At 73.6% G+C, this 20,999-nt stretch carries 18 protein-coding genes; 8 read left to right on the forward strand and 10 right to left on the reverse strand.

The window, feature by feature from the left end:
- Positions 1 to 6: 6 nt before the first annotated feature.
- The 5 genes from QMQ26_RS19530 to QMQ26_RS19550 form a co-directional block, all read right to left on the reverse strand.
- Positions 7 to 1,002 (reverse strand): helix-turn-helix domain-containing protein, encoded by a 996-nt coding sequence (locus QMQ26_RS19530; protein WP_100836923.1) that lies wholly within the window; start codon positions 1,000 to 1,002, stop codon positions 7 to 9.
- A 151-nt stretch (positions 1,003 to 1,153) separates the two neighbouring features.
- Entirely contained in the window at positions 1,154 to 3,043 is a 1,890-nt protein-coding gene (locus QMQ26_RS19535; protein WP_282202156.1) for an AfsR/SARP family transcriptional regulator, read from the reverse strand.
- 173 nt (positions 3,044 to 3,216) lie between these two features.
- Positions 3,217 to 3,417, reverse strand: a complete 201-nt coding sequence (locus QMQ26_RS19540) for a hypothetical protein (protein ID WP_282202157.1) — start codon at positions 3,415 to 3,417, stop codon at positions 3,217 to 3,219.
- Between the two features lie 166 nt (positions 3,418 to 3,583).
- A complete protein-coding gene (locus tag QMQ26_RS19545; RefSeq protein WP_100836920.1) occupies positions 3,584 to 3,829 on the reverse strand; it encodes a hypothetical protein in 246 nt (81 codons plus the stop codon).
- Positions 3,830 to 4,035: 206 nt separating this feature from the next.
- Complete coding sequence (locus QMQ26_RS19550; protein ID WP_282202158.1) at positions 4,036 to 5,271, reverse strand: ROK family transcriptional regulator; 1,236 nt, start codon at positions 5,269 to 5,271, stop codon at positions 4,036 to 4,038.
- A gap of 143 nt (positions 5,272 to 5,414) precedes the next feature.
- Between QMQ26_RS19550 and QMQ26_RS19555 the strand changes: the two genes are divergently transcribed.
- The 6 genes from QMQ26_RS19555 to QMQ26_RS19580 all read left to right on the forward strand — a co-directional run bounded on the left by QMQ26_RS19555 (position 5,415) and on the right by QMQ26_RS19580 (position 11,862).
- Entirely contained in the window at positions 5,415 to 6,725 is a 1,311-nt protein-coding gene (locus QMQ26_RS19555) for an ABC transporter substrate-binding protein (RefSeq protein WP_100836918.1), read from the forward strand.
- Positions 6,726 to 6,738: 13 nt separating this feature from the next.
- Entirely contained in the window at positions 6,739 to 7,719 is a 981-nt protein-coding gene (locus tag QMQ26_RS19560) for a carbohydrate ABC transporter permease (RefSeq protein WP_282202159.1), read from the forward strand.
- A complete protein-coding gene (locus QMQ26_RS19565) occupies positions 7,716 to 8,558 on the forward strand; it encodes a carbohydrate ABC transporter permease (RefSeq protein WP_100836916.1) in 843 nt (280 codons plus the stop codon). The genes QMQ26_RS19560 and QMQ26_RS19565 overlap by 4 nt, the downstream gene beginning before the upstream one ends.
- 98 nt (positions 8,559 to 8,656) lie before the next feature.
- On the forward strand, positions 8,657 to 10,000 hold the full coding sequence (locus QMQ26_RS19570; protein ID WP_282202160.1) for a GH1 family beta-glucosidase: 1,344 nt from the start codon (positions 8,657 to 8,659) through the stop codon (positions 9,998 to 10,000).
- Between the two features lie 225 nt (positions 10,001 to 10,225).
- Positions 10,226 to 11,320: a helix-turn-helix domain-containing protein gene (locus QMQ26_RS19575; RefSeq protein WP_282202161.1), complete on the forward strand. Its 1,095-nt coding sequence runs from the start codon at positions 10,226 to 10,228 to the stop codon at positions 11,318 to 11,320.
- Entirely contained in the window at positions 11,317 to 11,862 is a 546-nt protein-coding gene (locus QMQ26_RS19580; protein ID WP_282202162.1) for a hypothetical protein, read from the forward strand. The genes QMQ26_RS19575 and QMQ26_RS19580 overlap by 4 nt, the downstream gene beginning before the upstream one ends.
- Positions 11,863 to 12,013: 151 nt before the next feature.
- Here the strand turns inward: QMQ26_RS19580 and QMQ26_RS38725 are convergent, their stop codons facing one another.
- Together QMQ26_RS38725 and QMQ26_RS19590 are read right to left on the reverse strand one after the other, a co-directional pair.
- Positions 12,014 to 13,708, reverse strand: a complete 1,695-nt coding sequence (locus QMQ26_RS38725; RefSeq protein ID WP_282202163.1) for a carbohydrate binding domain-containing protein — start codon at positions 13,706 to 13,708, stop codon at positions 12,014 to 12,016.
- Positions 13,709 to 13,943: 235 nt separating this feature from the next.
- Positions 13,944 to 14,492, reverse strand: a complete 549-nt coding sequence (locus QMQ26_RS19590; protein WP_159073099.1) for an RICIN domain-containing protein — start codon at positions 14,490 to 14,492, stop codon at positions 13,944 to 13,946.
- Positions 14,493 to 14,641: 149 nt separating this feature from the next.
- Here QMQ26_RS19590 and QMQ26_RS19595 point away from each other — a divergent pair, with 149 nt between their 5' ends.
- Positions 14,642 to 15,520, forward strand: a complete 879-nt coding sequence (locus QMQ26_RS19595; protein ID WP_282202164.1) for a phosphotransferase family protein — start codon at positions 14,642 to 14,644, stop codon at positions 15,518 to 15,520.
- 34 nt (positions 15,521 to 15,554) lie between these two features.
- On the opposite strand, the gene QMQ26_RS19600 is transcribed toward QMQ26_RS19595, so the two are convergent.
- Both QMQ26_RS19600 and QMQ26_RS19605 read right to left on the reverse strand, forming a co-directional pair.
- Complete coding sequence (locus tag QMQ26_RS19600; protein ID WP_282202165.1) at positions 15,555 to 16,982, reverse strand: LCP family protein; 1,428 nt, start codon at positions 16,980 to 16,982, stop codon at positions 15,555 to 15,557.
- Complete coding sequence (locus tag QMQ26_RS19605; RefSeq protein WP_100836909.1) at positions 16,979 to 17,491, reverse strand: SigE family RNA polymerase sigma factor; 513 nt, start codon at positions 17,489 to 17,491, stop codon at positions 16,979 to 16,981. The genes QMQ26_RS19600 and QMQ26_RS19605 overlap by 4 nt, the downstream gene beginning before the upstream one ends.
- A gap of 221 nt (positions 17,492 to 17,712) precedes the next feature.
- On the opposite strand from QMQ26_RS19605, the gene QMQ26_RS19610 reads away from it, so the two are divergent.
- Positions 17,713 to 19,479 (forward strand): ABC transporter ATP-binding protein, encoded by a 1,767-nt coding sequence (locus QMQ26_RS19610; protein WP_282202166.1) that lies wholly within the window; start codon positions 17,713 to 17,715, stop codon positions 19,477 to 19,479.
- 181 nt (positions 19,480 to 19,660) lie between these two features.
- On the opposite strand, the gene QMQ26_RS19615 is transcribed toward QMQ26_RS19610, so the two are convergent.
- The gene (locus tag QMQ26_RS19615; protein WP_282202167.1) at positions 19,661 to 20,854 is read right to left on the reverse strand and encodes a S53 family peptidase; all 1,194 of its coding nucleotides are present in this window, start codon (positions 20,852 to 20,854) and stop codon (positions 19,661 to 19,663) included.
- Positions 20,855 to 20,999 lie beyond the last annotated feature (145 nt).

Consider the following 20,999-nt stretch of genomic DNA (forward strand, 5'->3'; position numbering starts at 1 on the left):
CCGCGGTCAGCGCGTGGCGGGGAGCCAGCCGTCCTGGACGGCGTGCACCCCGGCCTCGAAGCGGCTGCGGGCGTCCAGCCGTTCCATCAGGTTGGCGGCGAACCGGCGGGCGGTGCGCGGCGAGACGCCCATCCGCTTGGCGATCGCCTCGTCGGTGTGGCCCTGGGCGAGCATCTTGAGCACCGCGAGTTCCTGCGGCGGCATCTCGTGCGCGTCGAGCTTCGGCACGTCGCCGACCGGGATCGCGCTGTCCCAGACGCCCTCGAACAGGGCGCACAGCGCGGCCACCGTGCCGGCGCCGCGCAGCACCACCGCGCCGGCCCGGGCGTCCTCGGTGTCGATCGGCAGCACGGCCTGCCGCCGGTCGAAGATGATCATGCGGATCGGGAGTTCGGGCACCGTCCGGACCTGGCCGCCCTGCAGGTTCAGCCAGGTCACGTGGTCCAGGGTGGGCCGGTGGTTGCGGACGCTGTCCAGGTAGACCGTGCGCATCTGGACGCCGCGCTCCAGCAGCGCCGCGTTCGGCTGCCGACTGGCCCGCAGGTCCTCCTCGGTGTGCGCGCCGCCGGGGGCGAAGGTGGCCACCTCCTGGCGCACCGAGCCGGCCAGTTCGGCCAGCCGCTCGCGGATCGCCTCCGGGCCGCTCAACTGCTCCGAGGCGGCGTCGGTCGCGGTCGGCCGGAACGCCGAGCACTCCGCGATCAGCTGCGCGGCGGCGGCCCGGGAGGCTTCCACCCGCAGCTGCTGGGCGGCGAGTTCGGCCTGCTGGCGGGCCAGCAGCACCTCCATCGCGGTCTCCGGGCCGACCGCCCGGAACCCGATGCCCTCCCGGGCGGAGGGCTGCACCAGGGCCAGTTCGCTCAGTCGGTCGAGCCCCGCGCGCACTCTCTCCTCGGTGATGCCCAGCGACCCGGCCAGGGCGGCGACCCCGGACTGCGGTTCGGCCAGCATCCGGCGGTAGATGGATTCGGCCTCGGTGTCGAGTCCCAGTGCGTCCAGCATGAATCGATCCCCGTTTCGATCAGCGCCAGTAACGTTTGCTCGGGCTCAGAGCTTACTGATACGGGGCAACCACGCACTGACCGTCATGTTCCGGAGAGGTGACCGGACAGCGGACGCGGGACCGCCGGACCGGCGGCCCGGCGCCGGGGGCTCACACCGCGGCGGTCAGCAGCAGGCGGCCGACCAGCTCGGTGACCTCGGGCGCTCCGGGGACGGCCTCCGGGACGGCCCCGGGAACGGGCTCGGCCGGCGGCTCGGGCAGGGCCGAGGAGCAGTCCCGGATCAGGCTGTGGAAGGAGAACAGCGCCGACGCCTCCTGCCGGACCAGGTTGTGCTCGAACAGGACGTCCAGGAAGCACTCGGCCTCGTCCGGGCTCACCCCGGTCAGCGCCGCCGCCCGCTGCACGTCGAAGCTCTCCGCGCCCTGCCGGCTCATCAGCCGGGAGAAGCGCTGCTGCGCCCGGTCCAGGTACTGGTAGGAGGCGCGCAGCAGCGCCATCAGGTCCCGGTCCGCGGTGCGCAGGCAGCGGGCCCGCCGGGCCGGGTCGGCCAGCCGCTCCACTAGGTCCGCGACCGTCCAGGCCGGACGGTCGCGCAGCCGGGTCGCGGCGATCCGCACCGCCAGCGGCAGGTACCCGCACAGCGCGACGGCCTCGGCGGCCCGGGCGGGCTCCCGGGCCACCCGGGCCCGGCCGGCCACCCGGGCCAGCAGCTCGACCGCGTCGGACGGCGGCAGCACGTCCAGCGGCAGCGCCACCGCGCCGTCCAGGGCGCTGAGCTTGCGCCGCCCGGTCACCAGCACCAGGGTCTCCCCGGCGCCCGGCAGCAGCGGGCGCACCTGGGCGCTGTCCGCGGCGTCGTCCAGCACCAGCAGGCAGCGCCGGCCGGCCAGCCGGGCCCGCCACAGCGCGCTGCGCTCCTCCAGCGAGGCCGGGACCTCCTCGGGTCGCAGGCCGTCCGCCCGCAGCAGCGCGGCCAGTGCCCGGATCGGCGGCACCGGCGGCCGGGTCTCGTCGAAGCCGTCCAGCGCGGCGAAGAACTGGCCGTCCGGGAACTGCCCGGTCAGCTGGTGGGCGAGCCGCACCGCCAGGGTGGTCTTGCCGACCCCGCCCATGCCGTCGACGGCCAGCATCAGCGGGGCGCCGGGGGCCCGCCGGCCGACCGCCTCCAGCAGCAGGGCCGACTCGGCGGCCCGGCCGGTGAAGTCCGCCAGGTCGTGCGGGAGGCAGTTGGGGCTGCCGGGCGGCTCCTGCCCCCGGGCGGTCCGCGGCGCGGGCGGTTCGGCCGGCGCGGCGGCGGCGCCGTGCACCCCGGGGCCGTCGGCCAGGATCTCGGCGTGCAGGGCGCGCAGCCCGGGGCTGGGCTCCAGGCCGAGTTCGTCGGCCAGGAAGCGCCGCCCCTCGTCGTACACGGCCAGCGCGTCGGCCTGCCGGCCGCTGCGGCACAGGGCCGTCATCAGGCTCCGCCGCAGCGAGTCGCGCAGCGGGTACTCGGCCAGCAGCGCGGTCAACTCGCCTACCAGCGAAGAGGTTTCGCCGACCTTCAGGCGCAGTGCCATCAGGTCCTCGACGGCGGCGATCCGCTGTTCGTTCAGTTTCACCGCGGCGCTGGTCACCGCCGGGCAGTGGATTCCGGCGAAGGCCTCGCCGCGCCACAGGTCGACCGCGGACTGGAGCAGCCGGATCGCCTCGGCGAACCGCCCGTCCCGCTCGGCGGCCCGGGCCTCCCGGACCTTGCGGGCGAAGCGGTTGGCGTCCACCGCGTCCTCCGGGGCGGCCAGCCGGTAGCCGACGTCGGCCGTCACCAGCCGGTGCTCGCCGGCGGCCAGCACCCGTCTCAGGTCCCGGATGGCGTTGTGCACCTGGGGGCGGGCCGAGGTCGGCGGGTCCTCCCAGAGCTCGTCCACCAGGAAGTCCATCGGCACCACCCGGCCGACGTTCAGCAGCAGCAGTGCCAGGAGTCTCTGCTGCCGCATGCCCCGGACGTCCACGGGGACACCGCTCTGGCGGGCCTCCAGGGCGCCCAGCACCAGGAATTCCATCGTCCTTCACCCCCGTGAATCCGATTGGTCCGTCTATTCGCCGCTCGCCGCTCGCTGCTCGTGCGGTGCGGTCGCGCTGTGCTGTTGTGCCGACCTGCGGTCAGTCGGTGCGGTGCGGTGCGGTGCGGACGGGCCTCGCCGGCCCGTCGGCGGGTGCCGTGCGGCCGGTCGGCTCAGCCGCCCCAGGTGACGTCGCCCTGCGGGGAGGCGTTCGGGTGCGGGGTGGCGGTGGCGGTCGGGGTCGAGCCGACCTGGACGGTCCCGGCGCCGTCCGCGACGTTTCCGGAGAATTCCACGGCGCCCGCCGAAACGGTCAGGGCGGCGACGGCGACCATCACGGAAGCGGCGAACTTGGAGACACGGGTGACCAGCACGGAATTCTCCTCGAAAAGTGGTGGGGATTTCCCGGGATTCCCTCCCGGGTTTCCTGGCCGGGGCTCTCGCTCCCCCCGACACCTCCACTCTGCTCCCGCCGGCAGCGGGAGGGAACAGACTCCGGCTGGACGGAACATGCACTGACCTAAGCCGTCCAGGCCGACCTCAGTCGAAGTCCCACCAGGGGCCCGGAACCAGGGCCGCGCCCACGGCCAGCACGTCCACACCGGCCAGCTCGGGCTCCTCGCCGACGGCGCGCCCCAGCAGGGCGGCGGCCCGCTCCTCCGCCTCGGCCAGCCCGGCCGACAGGCTGAACACGCCCACGGTGACCTCGCCCGTCCCGTCCTGGTGGACGCTCACGTGCTCCAGGGCGTCCGCCTCGCGGGCGTGGGACTGGACTATTTCCGCCAAGCCCGGGGGAACTCCACCGCCGGCCGGCATTCGCAACCTCGCGTGAACCAGATACATGGTCCCATCTTCGTCCCCGCCGCTAAGTACCCGAACGACTTCCGGGTGGTCTCTTTATGCCGTGGCACAAAGCGTCCCGCCCGCGCCGGCCCGTGAGCGGGGCGGCGCGGGCGGGACGGGACGCGTGGGATGTGTGGGACGGGCGCCGGTCAGACGGCGGCGACCGCCGCGAGGTGGTCGGGCAGTTCGCCGCCGCTGTCCAGGAAGTGCGTCAGCGGCAGCGTCGCCGCGCCGAGCGTCACCGCGTCCGGACCGAGGTCGGAGAGGGTGATGGTGGTGCGGGAGCGGGGGAAGGACAGGGCGTAGCGGGTCGCGGCCTCGCCGATCGCGGGGAGCAGCCGGGGGCCGAGCAGCAGGCCGGCCCAGCCGCCGATGACGATCCGCTCGGGGTTGAACAGGTTGACCAGGTCGGCGATGGACGCGCCGAACAGCTCGGCGGCCTCGTCGAGCAGGGCGACGGCGCTCGGCTGCCCGTCCTCGGCGGCCCGCAGCAGGGCCGCCAGGCCGGCCTTCTCGCTGGTGTCGGGCACCGTGCCGTCCCAGCGCTCGACCAGCGCCTCGGCGCCGACGTACGCCTCCAGGCAGCCGCGGGAGCCGCACCGGCAGGGGCGGCCGCCGACGTGCACCTTGGTGTGGCCCCACTCGCCGGCCGAGCTGGTCGCGCCGCGGAAGCGGACGCCGTCGGCGATCACGCAGGCGCCGACGCCGGAGCCGAACAGGGCGACCACCGCGTGCCGGCTGCCGCGCCCGGCGCCGAACCACATCTCGGCCTGGCCGAGCGTCTTGGCGCCGTTGTCGACGTACAGCGGCAGCGGGGTGTGCTCGCGCAGCATCCGGCCGAACGGGACGGCGTCCCAGCCGAAGGTCTGGCCGTGCACGACGATGCCCGCGCCGGGGTCGGCGCCGGTGCCCTGCTCGACGATGCCGGGCACCCCTATCCCGATGCCGAGCACGTTCTCGGCGGCGACGCCGGCCGCGGCGAGCGCCTGGTCGAGGCCGCCGGCGATCATCCGGACCACCCGCTCGGGGTCGTGCGCGGCGAGCAACGGCTGGTCGGCCGAGGCGAGTTCGGTGAGCGCGAGGTCGAAGAGGGTGACCCGGACCTGGGTCTCGCCGATGTCGATGCCGACCAGGTGGGCCTGGCCGGGGGTGACCCGGAGCAGGATGCGCGGGCGGCCGCCGTCGGACTCGACCGATCCGCACTCCTCGATCAGGCCGTCGGCAAGCAACTCGCCCGTTACGTTGCTGACCGATCCGGCACTCAGTCCGGTCGCGGTGCCCAGCTCCTGGCGGCTCAGCGGACCGTTGAAGTACAGGTGTCGCAGTAGCGTGGAACGGCTGCTCCGGCGCAGGTCGCGAACGGTCTGCTTGCCTCGCGGTGTCATCGGCTTCCCTTCTTCGTTGCAGAATCTACGCCGTCGCGCCTCTTGACGTCTACTTTTCTCAGACGTTAAATCTCGGCGTGAAGTAAGCAGTTCTGACTGCCTCTTCACCCCCACGAGACGACAGCCCGAGAGGGGCTCCTCCCATGCGCACCCACCGGATCTCCGCCGCCCTCGCCCTGACCGCCGCGATCGTCCTGACCGCCTCCGCCTGCGGCGGCGGCGACAGCGGCAGCGGCGGCAACTCCAGCCCCAAGACGCTCACGTACTGGGCCTCCAACCAGGGCAGCAGCCTGGAGAACGACAAGCAGGTGCTGGAGCCCGAGCTGAAGAAGTTCGAGGCGCAGACCGGCATCAAGGTCAACCTCGAAGTCATCCCCTGGTCCGACCTGCTGAACAGAATCCTGGCCGCCACCGCGTCCGGCCAGGGCCCGGACGTGCTGAACATCGGCAACACCTGGTCCGCCTCCCTCCAGGCGACCGGCGCACTGCTCCCGTTCGACCAGGCCGCCTTCGACAAGATCGGCGGCAAGGACCGCTTCCTGGAGTCGACCATCGCCTCGGCCGGCGCCAAGGGCAAGGACCCGGCGGCCGTCCCGCTGTACTCGATGGCCTACGGCCTGTACTACAACAAGAAGCTGTTCCAGGCGGCCGGGATCGCCAACCCGCCCGCCACCTGGGAGGAGCTGGTCGCGGACGGCAAGAAGCTGACCTCGGGCGACAAGTACGGCCTGGCGATCGAGGGCGGCAACGTCTCGGAGAACGTCCACCACGCCTTCACCCTGGGCATGCAGCACGGCACCGGCTTCTACGACGCCTCGGGCAAGCCGACCTTCGACAGCCCGGAGGCCGTCGCCGCGGTCAAGCAGTACGTCGACTTCATCGCCAACGACAAGATCGCCGCCCCCGGCAACGCCGAGTACGCCGCCAACCAGTCGGTGACCGACTTCGCCACCGGCAAGGCCGCGATGCTGATGTGGCAGTCCGCGGGCGCCAACCTCAAGTCGCACGGCATGAACCCGGACGACTACGGCGTCGTCCCCGTCCCGGCCCCGGCCGGCGCCACCGGCGACAAGGCCACCACCTCGATGGTGGCCGGCATCAACCTGGCGGTCTTCAAGAACACCAAGAACCTCGACGGCGCCCTGAACTTCGTGAAGTTCATGACCAGCGACGAGGAGCAGAAGACCCTCAACGGCACCTACGGCTCGCTGCCGCCGGTGAAGGCCGCGCAGTCCGACGCCGCGTTCTCCACCCCGGAGCTCCAGACCCTCGCGGGCGTCCTGCAGAAGAGCGCCGCGCCGCTCCCGCAGGTCCCCACCGAGAGCCAGTTCGAGACCCTGATCGGCACCGCCGTGAAGAACCTGCTGGCGTCCGCCGCCGCGGGCAAGCCGATCACCGAGGCCACGGTCAAGGACGAGCTGTCCAAGGCCCAGCAGCAGATGCCGGCCAGCTGACGTGCCCGGGAAAGTGATCGACCGCCAGACCGCCGGACAGGAGGCCGCCCCGAAGGGGGCGGCCCCCGCCCCCCGGCGCACCCGCGCGAAGTTCGGGCGCAGCGCACTGCCCTACCTGCTGCTGCTCCCGGCCCTGCTGGCCGAACTGCTGATCCACCTGGTGCCGATGGTCACCGGCATCGTGATGGCGTTCAAGCAGCTCACCCAGTTCTTCATCCGCGACTGGGGCTCGGCGCCCTGGTCCGGCTTCGACAACTTCAAGGTCGCGCTGGAGTTCGACGCCCCGGTCGGCAAGGCGCTGCTGCACTCGTTCTGGGTGACCTGCGCCTTCACCGTGCTGTCGGTCGGCCTGTCCTGGCTGATCGGCGTCACCGCCTCGGTCTTCACCCAGGACGCCTTCCGCGGCCGCGGGCTGCTGCGCGCGGCGTTCATGCTGCCGTACGCGCTGCCGGTGTTCGCGGCCGTGATCACCTGGTCGTTCATGTTCCAGCGGGACACCGGCCTGATCAACCACGTGCTGCACGACCAGCTCCACCTGACCAGCGACAAGCCGTTCTGGCTGATCGGCGACAACAGCTTCTGGGCGCTGCTGACCGTCTCGGTCTGGAAGTCCTGGCCGTTCGCCTTCCTCACCCTCACCGCGGGCCTGCAGAACATCCCGCGCGAGCTGTACGAGGCCGCCGCGCTGGACGGCGCCGGCGTGTGGCAGCAGATCCGCCGGATCACCCTGCCCTCGCTGCGCCCGGTCAACCTGGTGCTGGTGCTGGTGCTGTTCCTGTGGACCTTCAACGACTTCAACACGCCGTTCGTGCTGTTCGGCAAGTCCGCCCCGCAGGCCGCGGACCTGATCTCGATCCACATCTACCAGTCCTCCTTCATCACCTGGAACTTCGGCCAGGGCTCGGCGATGTCCGTCCTGCTGCTGCTGTTCCTGCTGCTGGTGACCGCGGTCTACCTGTTCGCCACCAACCGCCGTCGGGGGGACGCAGAATGATCAACCCGCCCGCCTCCTTCCGCTGGCTGCGCCGGATCGTGCTGCTGGTGCTGGCCGTCTTCACCCTGACCCCGGTCGCGGTGATGCTGAGCTCCTCGCTCAAGCCGCTCCAGGACGTCCAGGGCCCGTGGCGCTGGATGCCCAGCCACCTGACCTTCCGGCCGTACATCGACATCTGGAAGACCGTCCCGCTCGCGAAGTACTTCACCAACTCGCTGATCGTCGCGGGCTCGGCCACCGGCCTGTCCGTGCTGATCGCGCTGCTGGCCGGCTACGCGGTGAGCCGCTACCGGTTCCGCGGCAAGAAGATCTTCACGATCACCGTGCTGTCCACCCAGATGTTCCCCGGCATCCTGTTCCTGCTGCCGCTGTTCCTGATCTTCGTCAACATCGGCAACACCACCGGCATCGCGCTGTACGGCAGCCGCGGCGGCCTGATCCTCACCTACCTGACCTTCTCGCTGCCGTTCTCGATCTGGATGCTGGCCGGGTACCTGGACTCCATCCCGCGCGACCTCGACGAGGCCGCCGCGGTCGACGGCTGCGGCCCGATCCGCACCCTCGTCCAGATCATCGTCCCGGCCGCCCTGCCCGGCATCATCGCGGTCGCCGTGTACGCCTTCATGACCGCCTGGGGCGAGGTGCTGTTCGCCTCCGTCATGACCAACGACCAGACCCGCACGCTGGCCGTCGGGCTCCAGGGGTACGCCACGCAGACCGACGTCTACTGGAACCAGGTGATGGCCGCCTCGCTGGTCGTCAGCCTCCCCGTGGTCGCCGGATTCCTGCTGCTGCAGCGCTACCTGGTGGCCGGTCTGACCGCCGGTGCCGTCAAGTGAGGCACCGTCAGGGTGCCGACAACTGACGCACCGACAGGGTGCCGACGCGTGACGCACCGCCCGGACCGCCGCCCCCTCACCCTCGAAAGGACCACCCCGTGAACCACCTCGACGCGCTGCCGGCCAACTTCCGCTGGGGCGCCGCCACCGCCGCCTACCAGATCGAGGGCGCCGCGAGCACCGACGGCCGCGCGCCGTCGATCTGGGACACCTTCTCGCACACCCCCGGCAAGGTCGACAACGGCGACACCGGCGACACGGCCTGCGACCACTACCACCGCTGGCCCCAGGACCTCGACCTGGCCAAGGGGCTCGGCCTGGACGCCTACCGCTTCTCCATCGCCTGGCCCCGGGTCGTCCCGCAGGCCGACGGCCGGGTCAACGCGGCCGGCCTGGACTTCTACGACCGCCTGGTCGACGGCATGCTGGAGCGCGGCCTCACCCCGTTCCCGACCCTCTACCACTGGGACCTCCCGCAGGCCCAGCAGGACCGCGGCGGCTGGCCCGAGCGCTCCACCGCCGAGCGCTTCGCCGAGTACACCGCGGTGGTCGCCGAGCGCCTCGGCGACCGGGTCCGCGACTGGTGCACCCTCAACGAGCCGCTCTGCTCCTCCTGGATCGGCCACCTCGAGGGCAAGATGGCCCCCGGCGTCACCGACCTCACCGCCGCCGTCCGCACCTCCTACCACCTGCACCTCGGCCACGGCCTCGCCGTCCAGGCGCTGCGCGCCGCCGTCCCCGGCGCCCGGATCGGCATCGTCAACAACCTCTCCACCATCGAGCCCGCCACGCAGTCCGACGCCGACCTCGCCGCCGCCCGGCGCGCCGACGGCCACATCAACCGCTGGTGGCTCGACCCGATCCTCGGCCGCGGCTACCCGCAGGACATGCTCGACCTGTACGGCGTCGAACTCCCCGTCCGGGACGGCGACCTCGACCTGATCTCGGCCCCGCTCGACTGGGTCGGCCTCAACTACTACTTCCGCCAGATCGTCGAGGACGACCCCACCGGCCCCGTCCCGGGCTTCCGCCAGGTCCCCGGCCCCAACCCCGAGCGCACCGCGATGGACTGGGAGGTGCACGCCCCCGGCATCGAGGAGCTCCTGCTGCGCCTCACCGAGGACTACGGCGTCCGCGAGATCTACGTGACCGAGAACGGCTCCGCCTACCGCGACACCGTCACCGCCGACGGCCGGGTCGACGACCCCGAGCGCACCGCCTACCTGGAGTCCCACCTCGCCGCCTGCGCCCGCGCCGTCGCCAAGGGCGCCCCGCTGGCCGGCTACTTCGCCTGGTCCCTGCTCGACAACTTCGAGTGGGCCTACGGCTACGACAAGCGCTTCGGCCTGATCCACGTCGACTACGACACCCAGGTCCGCATCCTCAAGGCCAGCGGCGAACGCTACGCCCAGCTCATCGCCGCCCACCGCGCCCGCGCCTGACCCCTACCCCGAACCCCAGGGCCCCGGAAGCACCCGACGCTCCCGGGGCCCTGCCGCGTTCACTCTCCACACCCCGCGGAAGGCCCGTTCAGCGGGTGACGGTACGCGGGTGCCGGACGCGGCGGCCCCGGAGGGCGACCTCGGCACCGTCCGCCTCTGGGGGGTGCCCACGCGTCGATGGGAAGAACCACGCGCCCGCGTCCGCGGTGTGCGAAAATCGCACACATGGAGACGATCGGGAGCTGGAACGAGATCGGCGAGCGGGTCGCGGAGGCCCGGCGGGCCGCAGGAGTGAGCCAGGGTGAGCTGGCCGCGCGGCTCGGCCTGGACCGAACCATGCTCGTGCGCATCGAGTCCGGTGAACGCAAGATCTCCGCCGTGGAGCTGTTCCGGCTGGCCGAAGAGCTGGGTGTTCCCGCCGCGCACTTCGTCACCCGTCCGCCGGCCCCGCTGGTCTCGCGGCGGCACGGTCTGGACGAGGACGCGGACGGCGCGAGCCGCACCAGATTCCGCTTCGACGCCCTCCTCGAGGCACACGCACGGGATGCCCAGTGGTTGATCGGCGCGGGCTTCCTCGTCCCTCCTCCGGCTCTCGCGCGGCCGGAAGGCCCGATTGATCCGGGTGCGCTCGCGGATGCGGCACGTTCGGTGATCGGCAAGCCCCACGGGCCGCTGGGCGGTATCGCCCGCGTCGCGGAGCAGTTCGGGCTGTACCTGCTCAGCGTCGACGTCGAGGGCGACGGAGCCTCCCTGCTCCTCGACGGTTTCGGGGTGGCCGTCGTGGGCGGCCGGGCTGCTCCCGGCAGACGCCGTTGGACCGCGGCACACGAACTCGGACACCACCTGCTCCAGGACGAGTACCACTCTGACCTCTCGGTGGCGGCCGGCCGGGACGAACGCGAAGAGCTCATCGACCGGTTCGCCGACGAGTTGCTGATGCGGGACGCGGACCTCGAAGAGGCGTGGCGGCGCCGAGCACAGGATGCCGCGCCGCGGAGCTTCCTCATCGAGATCGCGGCCCAGTACCGAGTCTCCTGGGGGGTCGTCGTGCGCAAGGCCGCCAGGCTCGGGCTCGTGTCGAGCGCGCAGGCACGCCAACTGCGGGCCGGTACCCCGACCCGGGGCGATCTCCTCGCTGTGCACGGGGCGGAGCCGGTCGAGGACCTGACCGTCGGTACCACCGGGCCCCGGTGGCGGAAAGCCGTCCTCGACGCCTGGGCCGGCGGCGACGTGACCGGTTCCCGCGCGGTGGAACTGCTGCACGGGGCGATCGCGGTCGACGACCTGCCGTTGCGCGCGCTGGAGGAACCCGCCCCATGACGGACACCGCGTTCGGCGTGCCCACCCTGGTCTGGGACGCTTCGCCCCTGTTCCACGCGGTCAAGGCCGATCACATCGACCTGTTGGCCGACTTCGCCCGGGAGTCGCAGGGCGTCCCCCGCCGTAATGTGACGACGGCGACCGTCGTCCACGAGCTTTCCCACGCCGACCTGGACGTCTCGGGCCTCGGCTGGCTGGAAGTGGTCCACGTCGACGGCCTCGACGAACTCGGTGCGCTGGTGCGCTGGATGGCGGTGGTCTCCGGCGAACGTTCCAACCAGGGCGAAGCCACCGTCCTGGCCTGGGCCGAGGTGCACGGCGCGACGGCGGTGATCGACGACGCCGACGCTCGCCGTGCGGCCCGGAAGCACGCCATGCCGGTCCAGGGTTCGCTCCGCGTCCTCGCCGATGCTCTGCGGGAAGGCCGGGTGACCGAGTACGCGGCGAACGCCTTCGCCGACGCGACGGCCGCCACCGGGGCGCGCTACCCGTTCGGGCCGGGCGGGTTCCTGTCCTGGGCGGGCCGGATGAAACTGCTCTGACAGCCGCGCCGGGGTCGCACCGTCGACCGGAGGCACGCGGTCGACGGGCCGCGTGGTGAGTCCGCAGCCGACGGGCCGCCGCGGAGAGCGGGCCGGGCCCCGGGAGCGTTCGGAAGCTCCCGGAGCCCGGTCGGCGGTCGGTGTCGGGGCGTCAGCGGCCCTGGAGGGACTTGACGTTGTCGCCGAAGGTCCAGCCCTTCGAGCCGTCCCAGTTGAGGGACCAGGTCATCAGGCCCTTCAGCTGGCCGCTGTAGGAGCCGTAGGCCTGGGAGACCAGGTTGGGGGCCATGTAGCCGCCGCCCGCGCCGGACTGGGCGGGGAGGCCGGGGACCTGCTTGTCGTAGGGGACCTTGACGGTGGTGCCCTGGATGGTCAGGCCGTTGTTGAGGCAGGTGGTCTGGGCGGTGAAGCCCTGGACGGTGCCGGCCGAGTAGGAGTCGCCGGAGCAGCCGTACATCGAGCCGTTGTAGTACTGCATGTTCAGCCACCACAGCCGGCCGTTGTCGACGTACTTCTTGATGATCGGCAGGTAGGAGCCCCAGATCGAGCCGTAGGTGACGCTGCCGCCGGTGACGTACGCGGTCTCGGGGGCCATGGTGAGGCCGAAGCCGGCCGGCATCTGGGCGAGGACGCCGTCGATGATCCGGATCAGGTTGGACTGCGAGGCGGACAGGGTGGTGATGCTGCCGCTGCCGGACAGGCCGGTCTCGATGTCGATGTCGATGCCGTCGAAGTTGTACTTCTTCAGGATCGGCACGATGGTCGCGACGAACTTGTCGGCCACCGTGCTGGAGCTCAGGTCGATGCCCGCGGTGGCGCCGCCGATCGACATCAGGATGGTCGCGCCGTTCGCCTTGGCCTGGCACATCTCGGCGGGGGTGGCCACCTTGACGCCGGTGTCCATGCCGTCCTGCCAGAGCACGGTGCCGTCGGAGAGGATCACCGGGAAGGCGGCGTTGATGACGTTGTAGCCGTGCTGGGCGATCCGGCTGTCGGTGATCGGGGTCCAACCGAGGCCCGGGTGCACGCCGTTGGAGGCGCCGTCCCAGTTCTCCCAGTAGCCCTGGAGCACCTTGCCGGTCGGCCGCGGCTTGGTGGCGCAGGTGGCGTCACCGGGCGGGTTGCTGGTCGGCGGCTGCGAGGTGGGCGGCTGCGAGGTCGGGGGCTTGGACGTCGGGGGCTGCGAGGTGGGCGGCTGGGACGTCGGCGGCTGGGAGGTGGGCGGCTGCGAGGTGGGGGCGCTGGCGGACGGCGACGGGCTGCCGCTGCCGCCGGGGCCGGTGAGCACCAGGTCGTCGGCGTAGAAGGCGGGTTGGCCGTACCAGCCGTGCACGAAGACGGTCACCGAGGTGGTGGAGGCGCCGGTGGAGAAGGTGGTGCTGAGCTGCCCGTAGGAGGCGTTGCCGGGGGCCCAGGTGGAGGCGTTCACGCCGGTGCCGGTGGCGCCGAGGTAGACGTAGCTGCCCTGGACGAAGCCGCTCAGGGTGTACTGCGCGTTGGGCTGCACGCTGATGGTCTGCGAGCACTGCGCGCTGTCCTGGCCGCTGGGGGTGGCCTTGAGCGCGGCGGTGCCGCCGTGCACCGGGCTGCTGACGACCGTCGCGCCGGAGCCGGCGGTGCAGGTCCAGTTGGCGAGCCCGCTCTCGAAGCCGGGGTTGGCGACTAGGTTGGCGACGTCGGCGGACGCGGTGACCGAGCCGGCCACGGCGAGGCCGGTGCCGATCACGGCGGCGGCGCTGACGCCGGCCAGCGACCGCTTCAGGACGCTCGGACCGGTTCGGGCGTGGCTGACCCGGGGCGCCTGGGCGGCGCGCTCCACGGGCGAGTACGACCTTCGACGGAACATGGTGATCCCTTCCCGCCGCACACCTGGTCATGGGCATGACCAGCGCTGTGGGGGCGCGATGCGCGGCTGTGGGTGAGGTGGGGACATGTGGGGGTTGTGCCCAGCCGGATCGTAGGAGCGGGGGCAGGGGGCGTCAATAGGTCTGGACCAATGGCGAGGGTCCGGACCACCCCGGCGAAGGGTCGTCAACTGCCCTTCCACCGGCGGGCCGGGGACGCCGCGGCCCGGCCGCCGGTCAGCCCGTCGCGGCCACGGTGAACGGCGCGGCCAGCACCCAGGTCTGGTTGGAGCCGCCGTGCGGCGCCCAGAGCGTCGCCGGGGCGGGGGAGACCGCCTCGTACGGGCAGTCCAGCACCATCCCGGTGCCCGCGTTCTCGATCCGGTGCGCCCGGCCGCCGTCCACCGCGACGACCCGCCAGCGCTGCCAGGCCGCGTCCGCGCCGTGCCGGTCGCACATCCGCACCGAGTCGCCGTCCTGCGCGCCCCGGCCGTCCAGCAGCAGGTTGTTGGCCGCCGAGACCAGCTCGAACTCCCCGTCCCGGTCGGTCGGCCCCAGCAGCCACAGCTGGTGCGGCTGCCCGTGCGCCCTCCACAGGTGCGCACGGGTGCCGTGCCGGGTGTGCAGCGCGGTGTCCAGCGCCAGCCCGCTGCTCACCGAGAGCACCAGGAACGGCCCCAGCGGCTTGCGGGCCCGGCGGCGGAACAGCGAACCCACGTCGTCCGTACCGATCTTCAGGAACGGTACGCCGATCTCGGCACTGACGCGGCGCTCTCCCGGTGGCATGGCCGCCATGCTAGGGCCTGCCCCCGGCCCCCGCGCCCCCGTACGCCCTCCCCGCCCGCCGAGCCCGCGGCGCACACTGGCAGCGGCCCCGGCCCGCAGCATCCGGCCCCCGGCCGGCCCCCGGACGTCGAACGGAACGAGCCCGAGACGTGGACTGCCGCACCCCCGCCGCCCTGCTGGCCGAAGCCTGCGCCGCCGCCGGGCGCCCGAGCACCGGCGCGCGGCTGATCCGGGCCGGCGAGAACACCCTGTGGCGGCTGCCCGGCGGAGTGGTCGCCCGGATCGGCCGCCCCGGCCAACTCGCGGTCGCGGCCAAGGAACTGGCCGTCGCCGACTGGCTGCACCGGCACCGGGTGCCGGCCGTCCGCCCGCTCGGCCACCCGGCCGCGCCGCTGGCGGTGCACGGCCGCCCGGTCACCTTCTGGCACGAGCTGCCGCCGCACCGCCCCGGCACCCCGGTCGAACTGGCCACCGCGCTGCGCCGCCTGCACCGACTGCCCCCGCCACCGGCCGGGTTGGGCGCCCTCGACCCGTTCGTCCGGCTCCCCGAGCGGATCGCCGCCGCCGCCCTCGACGAGCCGAGCCGCCGCCGACTGCGCTCCCGCCTCGCCGAGTTGCGCACCGCCTGGCGCGAACTCGCCCTCCCCGCCCGGCCGCCGCACCTCGTGCACGGCGACGCCTGGAGCGGCAACCTCGCGGTCACCGCCACCACCGCCCACCTGCTGGACTTCGAACGCACCGCGCTCGGCCCGGCCGAGTGGGACCTGACCACCACCGCCGTCGGCCGCCACACCTTCGGCACCGTCCCGCCCGGGACGTACGACGCGTTCTGCGCCGCCTACGGCGCCGACGTCACCGAGTGGCTCGGCTACCCGGTGCTCCGCGACATCCGCGAACTCCGGCTCACCTGCTACGCCTGGCAGCAGGCCGACGCCGACCCCCGCCACCGCGCCGAAGCCCGCCACCGGCTGGCCTGCCTGTTCGGCGAGCACGGCCCCCGCCCCTGGGGCTGGACGGCGCTCGACTGACCGCCCGCCGACCGCTGGCCCGCGCGCCCGGCCGTCAGTCCACGCAGGGCACCCCGCCCAGCTCGACCGGCTCCGGCAACAGTCCGGAGACCTGCGCGGACGGGTCCGGCGACGCCTCCACCCCCGCCGACCCCTTCGCCGCCGCCCCCGCACCGGCGTCCGCGTCCGCAACCGCCGCCGCCCCCTGGTCCGCCGACTCCGACTCCGGCCCCGCCCCCGGCCCCGACGGCGCGGGCGCGGGCGTCGCCGGGTCGTCCTCCAGCAGCTTCCGGGCCGCCCCCGGCACCCCCCGGAGCCGGTAGCCGTCGAAGACCACCGGCAGGGTGCGCAGGGTGCCCTTCCCGGCGGCCAGCGCCGGCACCTGGCGGACGAAGTCCACCGGGCTCCACCCCGTGTCGACCACCAGGTCCTGTTGCAGGGCCCGGTACAGCGCGGTGAGCTCGCCCGACTCGGCCAGCACGCCGCCGCCGCGCAGCTTCTCCACCACCCCGGCCAGGAACGCCTGGGCGCGCCGGGTGCGCTCGATGTCGGTGCCGGTGCCGACGCCGCGCCGCTGGCGGACGAAGGCGAGCGCCTGGGCCGGGTCCAGCTCCTGCCGCCCGGCCGGGAGCCGGGCCCCGCTCCACGCGTCGTCCACCGGGTGGTTCAGGCAGACCGGCACCCCGCCGAGGGCCTCGGCGGCGTGGTAGAAGCCGACCAGCGAGAGTTCCGCGTAGTGGTCCACCCGCACCGAGGTCAGCTGCTCCACCGCCCGGAGCAGGGCCTGCCGCCCGGCGCCCTGGCCGCGCGCCCACAGCTCCTGCTCGGACAGCCCGGCGTCGCGCTGCCGCTCCGTCGCGGCGCGCGCGGCGTCCGGGTAGACCTGGTCGAGCGGCACCTCCTCGCCGGAGGCCCCGGTGACGTAGACGTCCCGGGGCAGCGACAGCTGCCGGACCTCGCCGCCGCCCGCCGGGACGTGCACCAGCATCACGGTGTCGGTGGAGCCGGGGGAGCGGGACGAGCCGTGCAGTCCGTCGCGCCGCAGCGCGTCCGGGGCCGGCCCGCCCCCGGCGTCGACCGCGGTGTCCAGGCCGACCAGCAGGACGGTCACCCCGCCGGCCAGCGGCGGCGGCGCCGGGTCCGGGCCGGAGTGCGCCAGGTCCACCACGGAGGTCTTCTCCCCGGGCACGCCCCGCGGCACCGTCAGCACCCCCGCCCCGACCGCGACCGCCGCGGTCAGCACCCCCGCCAGCAGCACGGTGCGCCGCCGCCGGGCCCGCCGGCGCCGCCGGCCGGCCGCCAGCCCGCCGTCGACCAGCCGGGCCGTCACCTCCGGGCCCGGCCCGCCGCCCGTCAGCCCGAAGGCCGCCCCCAACTGCACTTCGAACGCCCCTTCCCCGTCCCGGTCGCCGCCCGCGCCGCGCGCCGTGCCGCTCGCCCCGCCGTCCACCGCACCACTCCGTCCGTCGCGTCCCGGGTTCATCGCGCCACCAGTTCCGCCAGGTCCCCGCCCAGCAGCCCCCGCAGTTTGGCCAGCGCCCGCGAGCACCTGGTCCGCACCGCCGCCGAACTGTCCTTCACGATCGCCGCGGTCTCCTCCACGCTGCGGTCCTCCCAGTACCTGAGCACCACCACCGCCCGGTCCCGGGGCGGCAGTTGGGCCAGCGCCTCGACCAGGGCCAGGCGCAGCGCCGAGTCCGGCCCGTCCTCGGCGACCTCCGGCAGGGCCTGGCTGGGCCGCTCGCTGCTGCTGCGCCGCCGCTGGTGCGTCAGGTACGCCCGGACCAGCACGGTCTGCGCGTACCCGGCCGGGTTGTCGATCCGGCCGGCCCAGCTCGGCCGGTGCAGCCGGTGCCAGTGCGCGTACATCTGCCCCAGCGTGTCCTGCACCAGGTCCTCCGACAGGTGGGAGTCCCCGCCGGTGAGGAAGTACGCCGAGCGGTAGAGCTGCCCGGACCGGGCCGTCGCGAACACGACGAACTCCTCCTCCATGGCGGCCCGCCGTCCAGCAGTGCCCACGTTCCGTCTCCCCTCGCCCTGATCCGCCCTATGACGGCGCGGGGGCACCGCGATGTTTCACCCCCGACCGGACCTGTTCGAAAAGTCGTCCGTCGATGGAGTATCACTGTCCGGTTGCGGACAGTCCGAGGGGCCCCGCCCGCTGGAAGGATGGGACGGCACCGCCCGTTCGCCCCCTGTCCTGGAGTTCCCCCATGGCCCTGCCCGACGGCTCGCTCAGCCACCGCTACCGCGGCGAGCACCCCGTCCGCACCCTGCTGTTCCTCTTCCGTCCCGACCGCGCCCGCGTCCTCGGCGCGGTCGGCGTCTTCTTCGCCAAGCACGCCCCCGTCTGGCTGCTGCCGCTGATCACCGCGAACATCGTCGACGTGGTGGTCAAGCACCGCGACGTCTCGGTGCTCTGGTGGAACTCCGCCGTCCTGCTGGTCATCCTGCTGCTCAACCTGCCGCTGCACATGCTGTACGTGCAGTGGATGCACGGCTCGATCCGCCGGATGGGCACCCGGCTGCGCTCCGCCCTGTGCCACCGGATGCAGCAGCTGTCCATCGGCTACCACTCCCGGGTCAGCGCCGGCGTCCTACAGGCCAAGGTGATCCGCGACGTCGAGGGCATCGAGACCGCCTCCCAGCAGACCGCCGACAACGGCCTGGCCGCGATCGCCACCCTGCTCGGCGGCCTGGTCGTCATCGCCGTCCAGACCCCGGCCTTCCTGCCGGTCTTCCTGGTCGTCGTCCCGGCCAGCGCCCTGCTGGTGGTCCGGCTGCGCGAACGGCTGCGCAGCCAGAACGAGTCCTTCCGCCGCGAGGTCGAGCAACTCTCCTCCCGCATCGGCGAGATGACCACCCTCATCCCGATCACCCGGGCGCACGGCCTGGAGCGCACCGCGCTGCGCCGGGTCGACCGCACCCTGGGCCGGGTCCTGGACGAGGGCCTGCGCCTCGACCTGCTCAACGGCCGCTTCGGCGCGATCTCCTGGATCCTGCTCAACGCGATCGGCGTCGGCTGCCTGGCCGGCTCCGCGCTGGTCGCCTACTACGGCTGGCTGAACGTCACCCCCGGCGCCGTCGTCATGCTCAGCGCCTACTTCTCCTCGCTCACCGGCTCCGTCACCACCCTGCTCACCCTCACCCCGCAGCTCGGCAAGGGCCTGGCCTCGGTCCGCTCGGTCGGCGAGGTGCTCCAGGCCCCCGACCTGGAGGAGAACTCCGGCAAGGCGGACGTCGCCGCCGTCACCGGCCGGATCGACTTCCAGAACGTCGGCCACAGCTACCCCGGCGCGGACGCCCCGTCCGTCACCGGCTTCGACCTGTCGGTCCGCCCCGGCGAGACCATCGCCCTGGTCGGCGCGTCCGGCGCGGGCAAGTCCACCGTCCTCAACCTGGTGATCGGCTTCCTGCGCCCCACCGAGGGCCGCATCCTGCTCGACGGCCGCGACATGGAGGAGCTCGACCTGCGCTCCTACCGGACCTTCCTGTCCGTCGTCCCGCAGGAGTCCATCCTGTTCGAGGGCAGCATCCGGGAGAACGTCACCTACGGCATGAAGGACGTCCCCGAGGAGACCGTCCTGGCGGCCCTGCGCGACGCCAACGCCATGGAGTTCATCGACCGCCTCCCCGACGGCCTCGACACCGTGGTCGGCGAACGCGGCGCCCGCCTGTCCGGCGGCCAGAAGCAGCGCCTGGCCATCGCCCGCGCGCTGATCCGCGACCCGCGCATCCTGATCCTCGACGAGGCCACCTCGGCGCTCGACTCCCGCTCCGAGTCCCTGGTCCAGCAGGCCCTGGCCCGGCTGGTGCGCGGCCGCACGGTCTTCGTCGTCGCCCACCGCCTGTCCACCATCCGCGGCGCCGACCGGATCGTCGTCATGCACGACGGCCGGATCGCCGAGATCGGCTCACACGCCGAACTCCTGCGCACCGGCGGCCCCTACGCGGGCCTCCAGGCCGCCCAGCTCGCCTGACCCGCAGTCTCCGGCGCGACCGGGGCAGGCACATCCAGGGGCCCGGGGAACCGCGCGGCAAGCCGAGCACGCACCGCCGGATCGCGACGCGGGACAGTGACTTGCACTGTCCCGCGACCTCGCTGACGTGCGACTTCCGCTGCGCGCGGTTCCCCGCGCCCCTGATCGTCCCCCCGACCCCTCACCCCTCCCGGAACGCCGCCACCCCGTCCGGGCTGCCCAGCCCGGTCGGTCCGTCGTACCCCGGCCCCGCCGTGCACAGGTACGCCGGGTCGCAGGAGTCGGCCGTCGCGCCGGAGGTGACGTCGTGCAGGGCGTCCGGGTGCCGGTACGGGAAGGACGCCGGGCGGCTGCCGGCCGAGGGCCGGCCGGCCAGGGCGTAGGTCGCGGCGATGATCGGGGCGGCGGCGGAGGTGCCGCCGTAGGTGTACCAGCCGTTGCCGCCGTAGCTCTGGTAGACGGCCACGCCGGTCGCGGGGTCGGCGACGGCGGACACGTCGGCGACGGTGCGGCGGTCGCAGCCGGGGTCGGTCTGCCAGTCGGGCTTGGGGAGGCGGCCGGAGCAGCCGCTCGCGGCGCCCTCGTCGGGGCCGGTGGACCAGGCGCTCTCGCTCCAGCCGCGCGGCGCGGTGCCGTCGGGCCGCAGGGTGGTGCCGCCGACCGCGACCACGTGCGGGGAGGAGGCGGGGAAGTTGACGCCGTAGCCGCCGTCGCCGGAGGCGGCGGCGATCACCACCCCGGGGTGGTCGAAGTACCGGCTGTCGTAGGCCGCCGCGTTGGCGTTCTCGGTGGTGCCCCAGCTGATCGACACGTACCGCGCGCCGAGCACGACCGCGGTGTTGACGGCGGTGCCGAGGTCGGAGACGGCGGCGCTGTCGGCCTCGACCAGGACGATCCGGGCGCGCGGCGCGACCGCGGAGACCATGGCGAGGTCGAGCGCGGTCTCCCCGGCCCAGGCGGTGTCGCCGCGGGGGAGCCGGGTGCCGCCGCGCTGGTCGGTCTTGCGGAAGCAGCCGCTGCCGGAGGTGCAGGCGGGCAGCCCGTAGCGCTCGCGGTAGGTGCCGAGGTCGGCCTCGGCGCGCGGGTGGTCGTACGCGTCGACGGCGGCGATGGTGGCGCCCTCGCCGCCGTCCGCGGGCAGCCCGTACGCGGCGCGCAGCTCGGCGGGCCCGTACCCGTCGTCGCCCGCGGTGGCGGTGGTGCCGGGCCTGATCACGCGCAGCGCGTCGCAGGAGGCGGTGTCGGCCCGGGCGGGGGCGGCGCAGCTGTGCACCCAGCGCGGGGCGGCAGTGGCGGCCGGGGCGGGTTCGGCGGCGGTGGCGGCGGTGGCGGTGAGCGCGGTGAGCAGGGCGGCGGTGAGCGCGAGGGGGCGCAACGGGGCCTCCGTTCGGGACGGCGGAACCGCGGGCGCCGGGGGTCTCCCCGCACCCGCCGGTTCACGGGGGGTGCAGGGAGTGTTGACGTGCCGTCCGATCGGTACACGCACGGTCACCCTCCCGGGGGAGGGCACCGGGCGGGCG

The organism is Kitasatospora fiedleri (genome assembly GCF_948472415.1).
GTDB lineage: Bacteria > Actinomycetota > Actinomycetes > Streptomycetales > Streptomycetaceae > Kitasatospora > Kitasatospora fiedleri.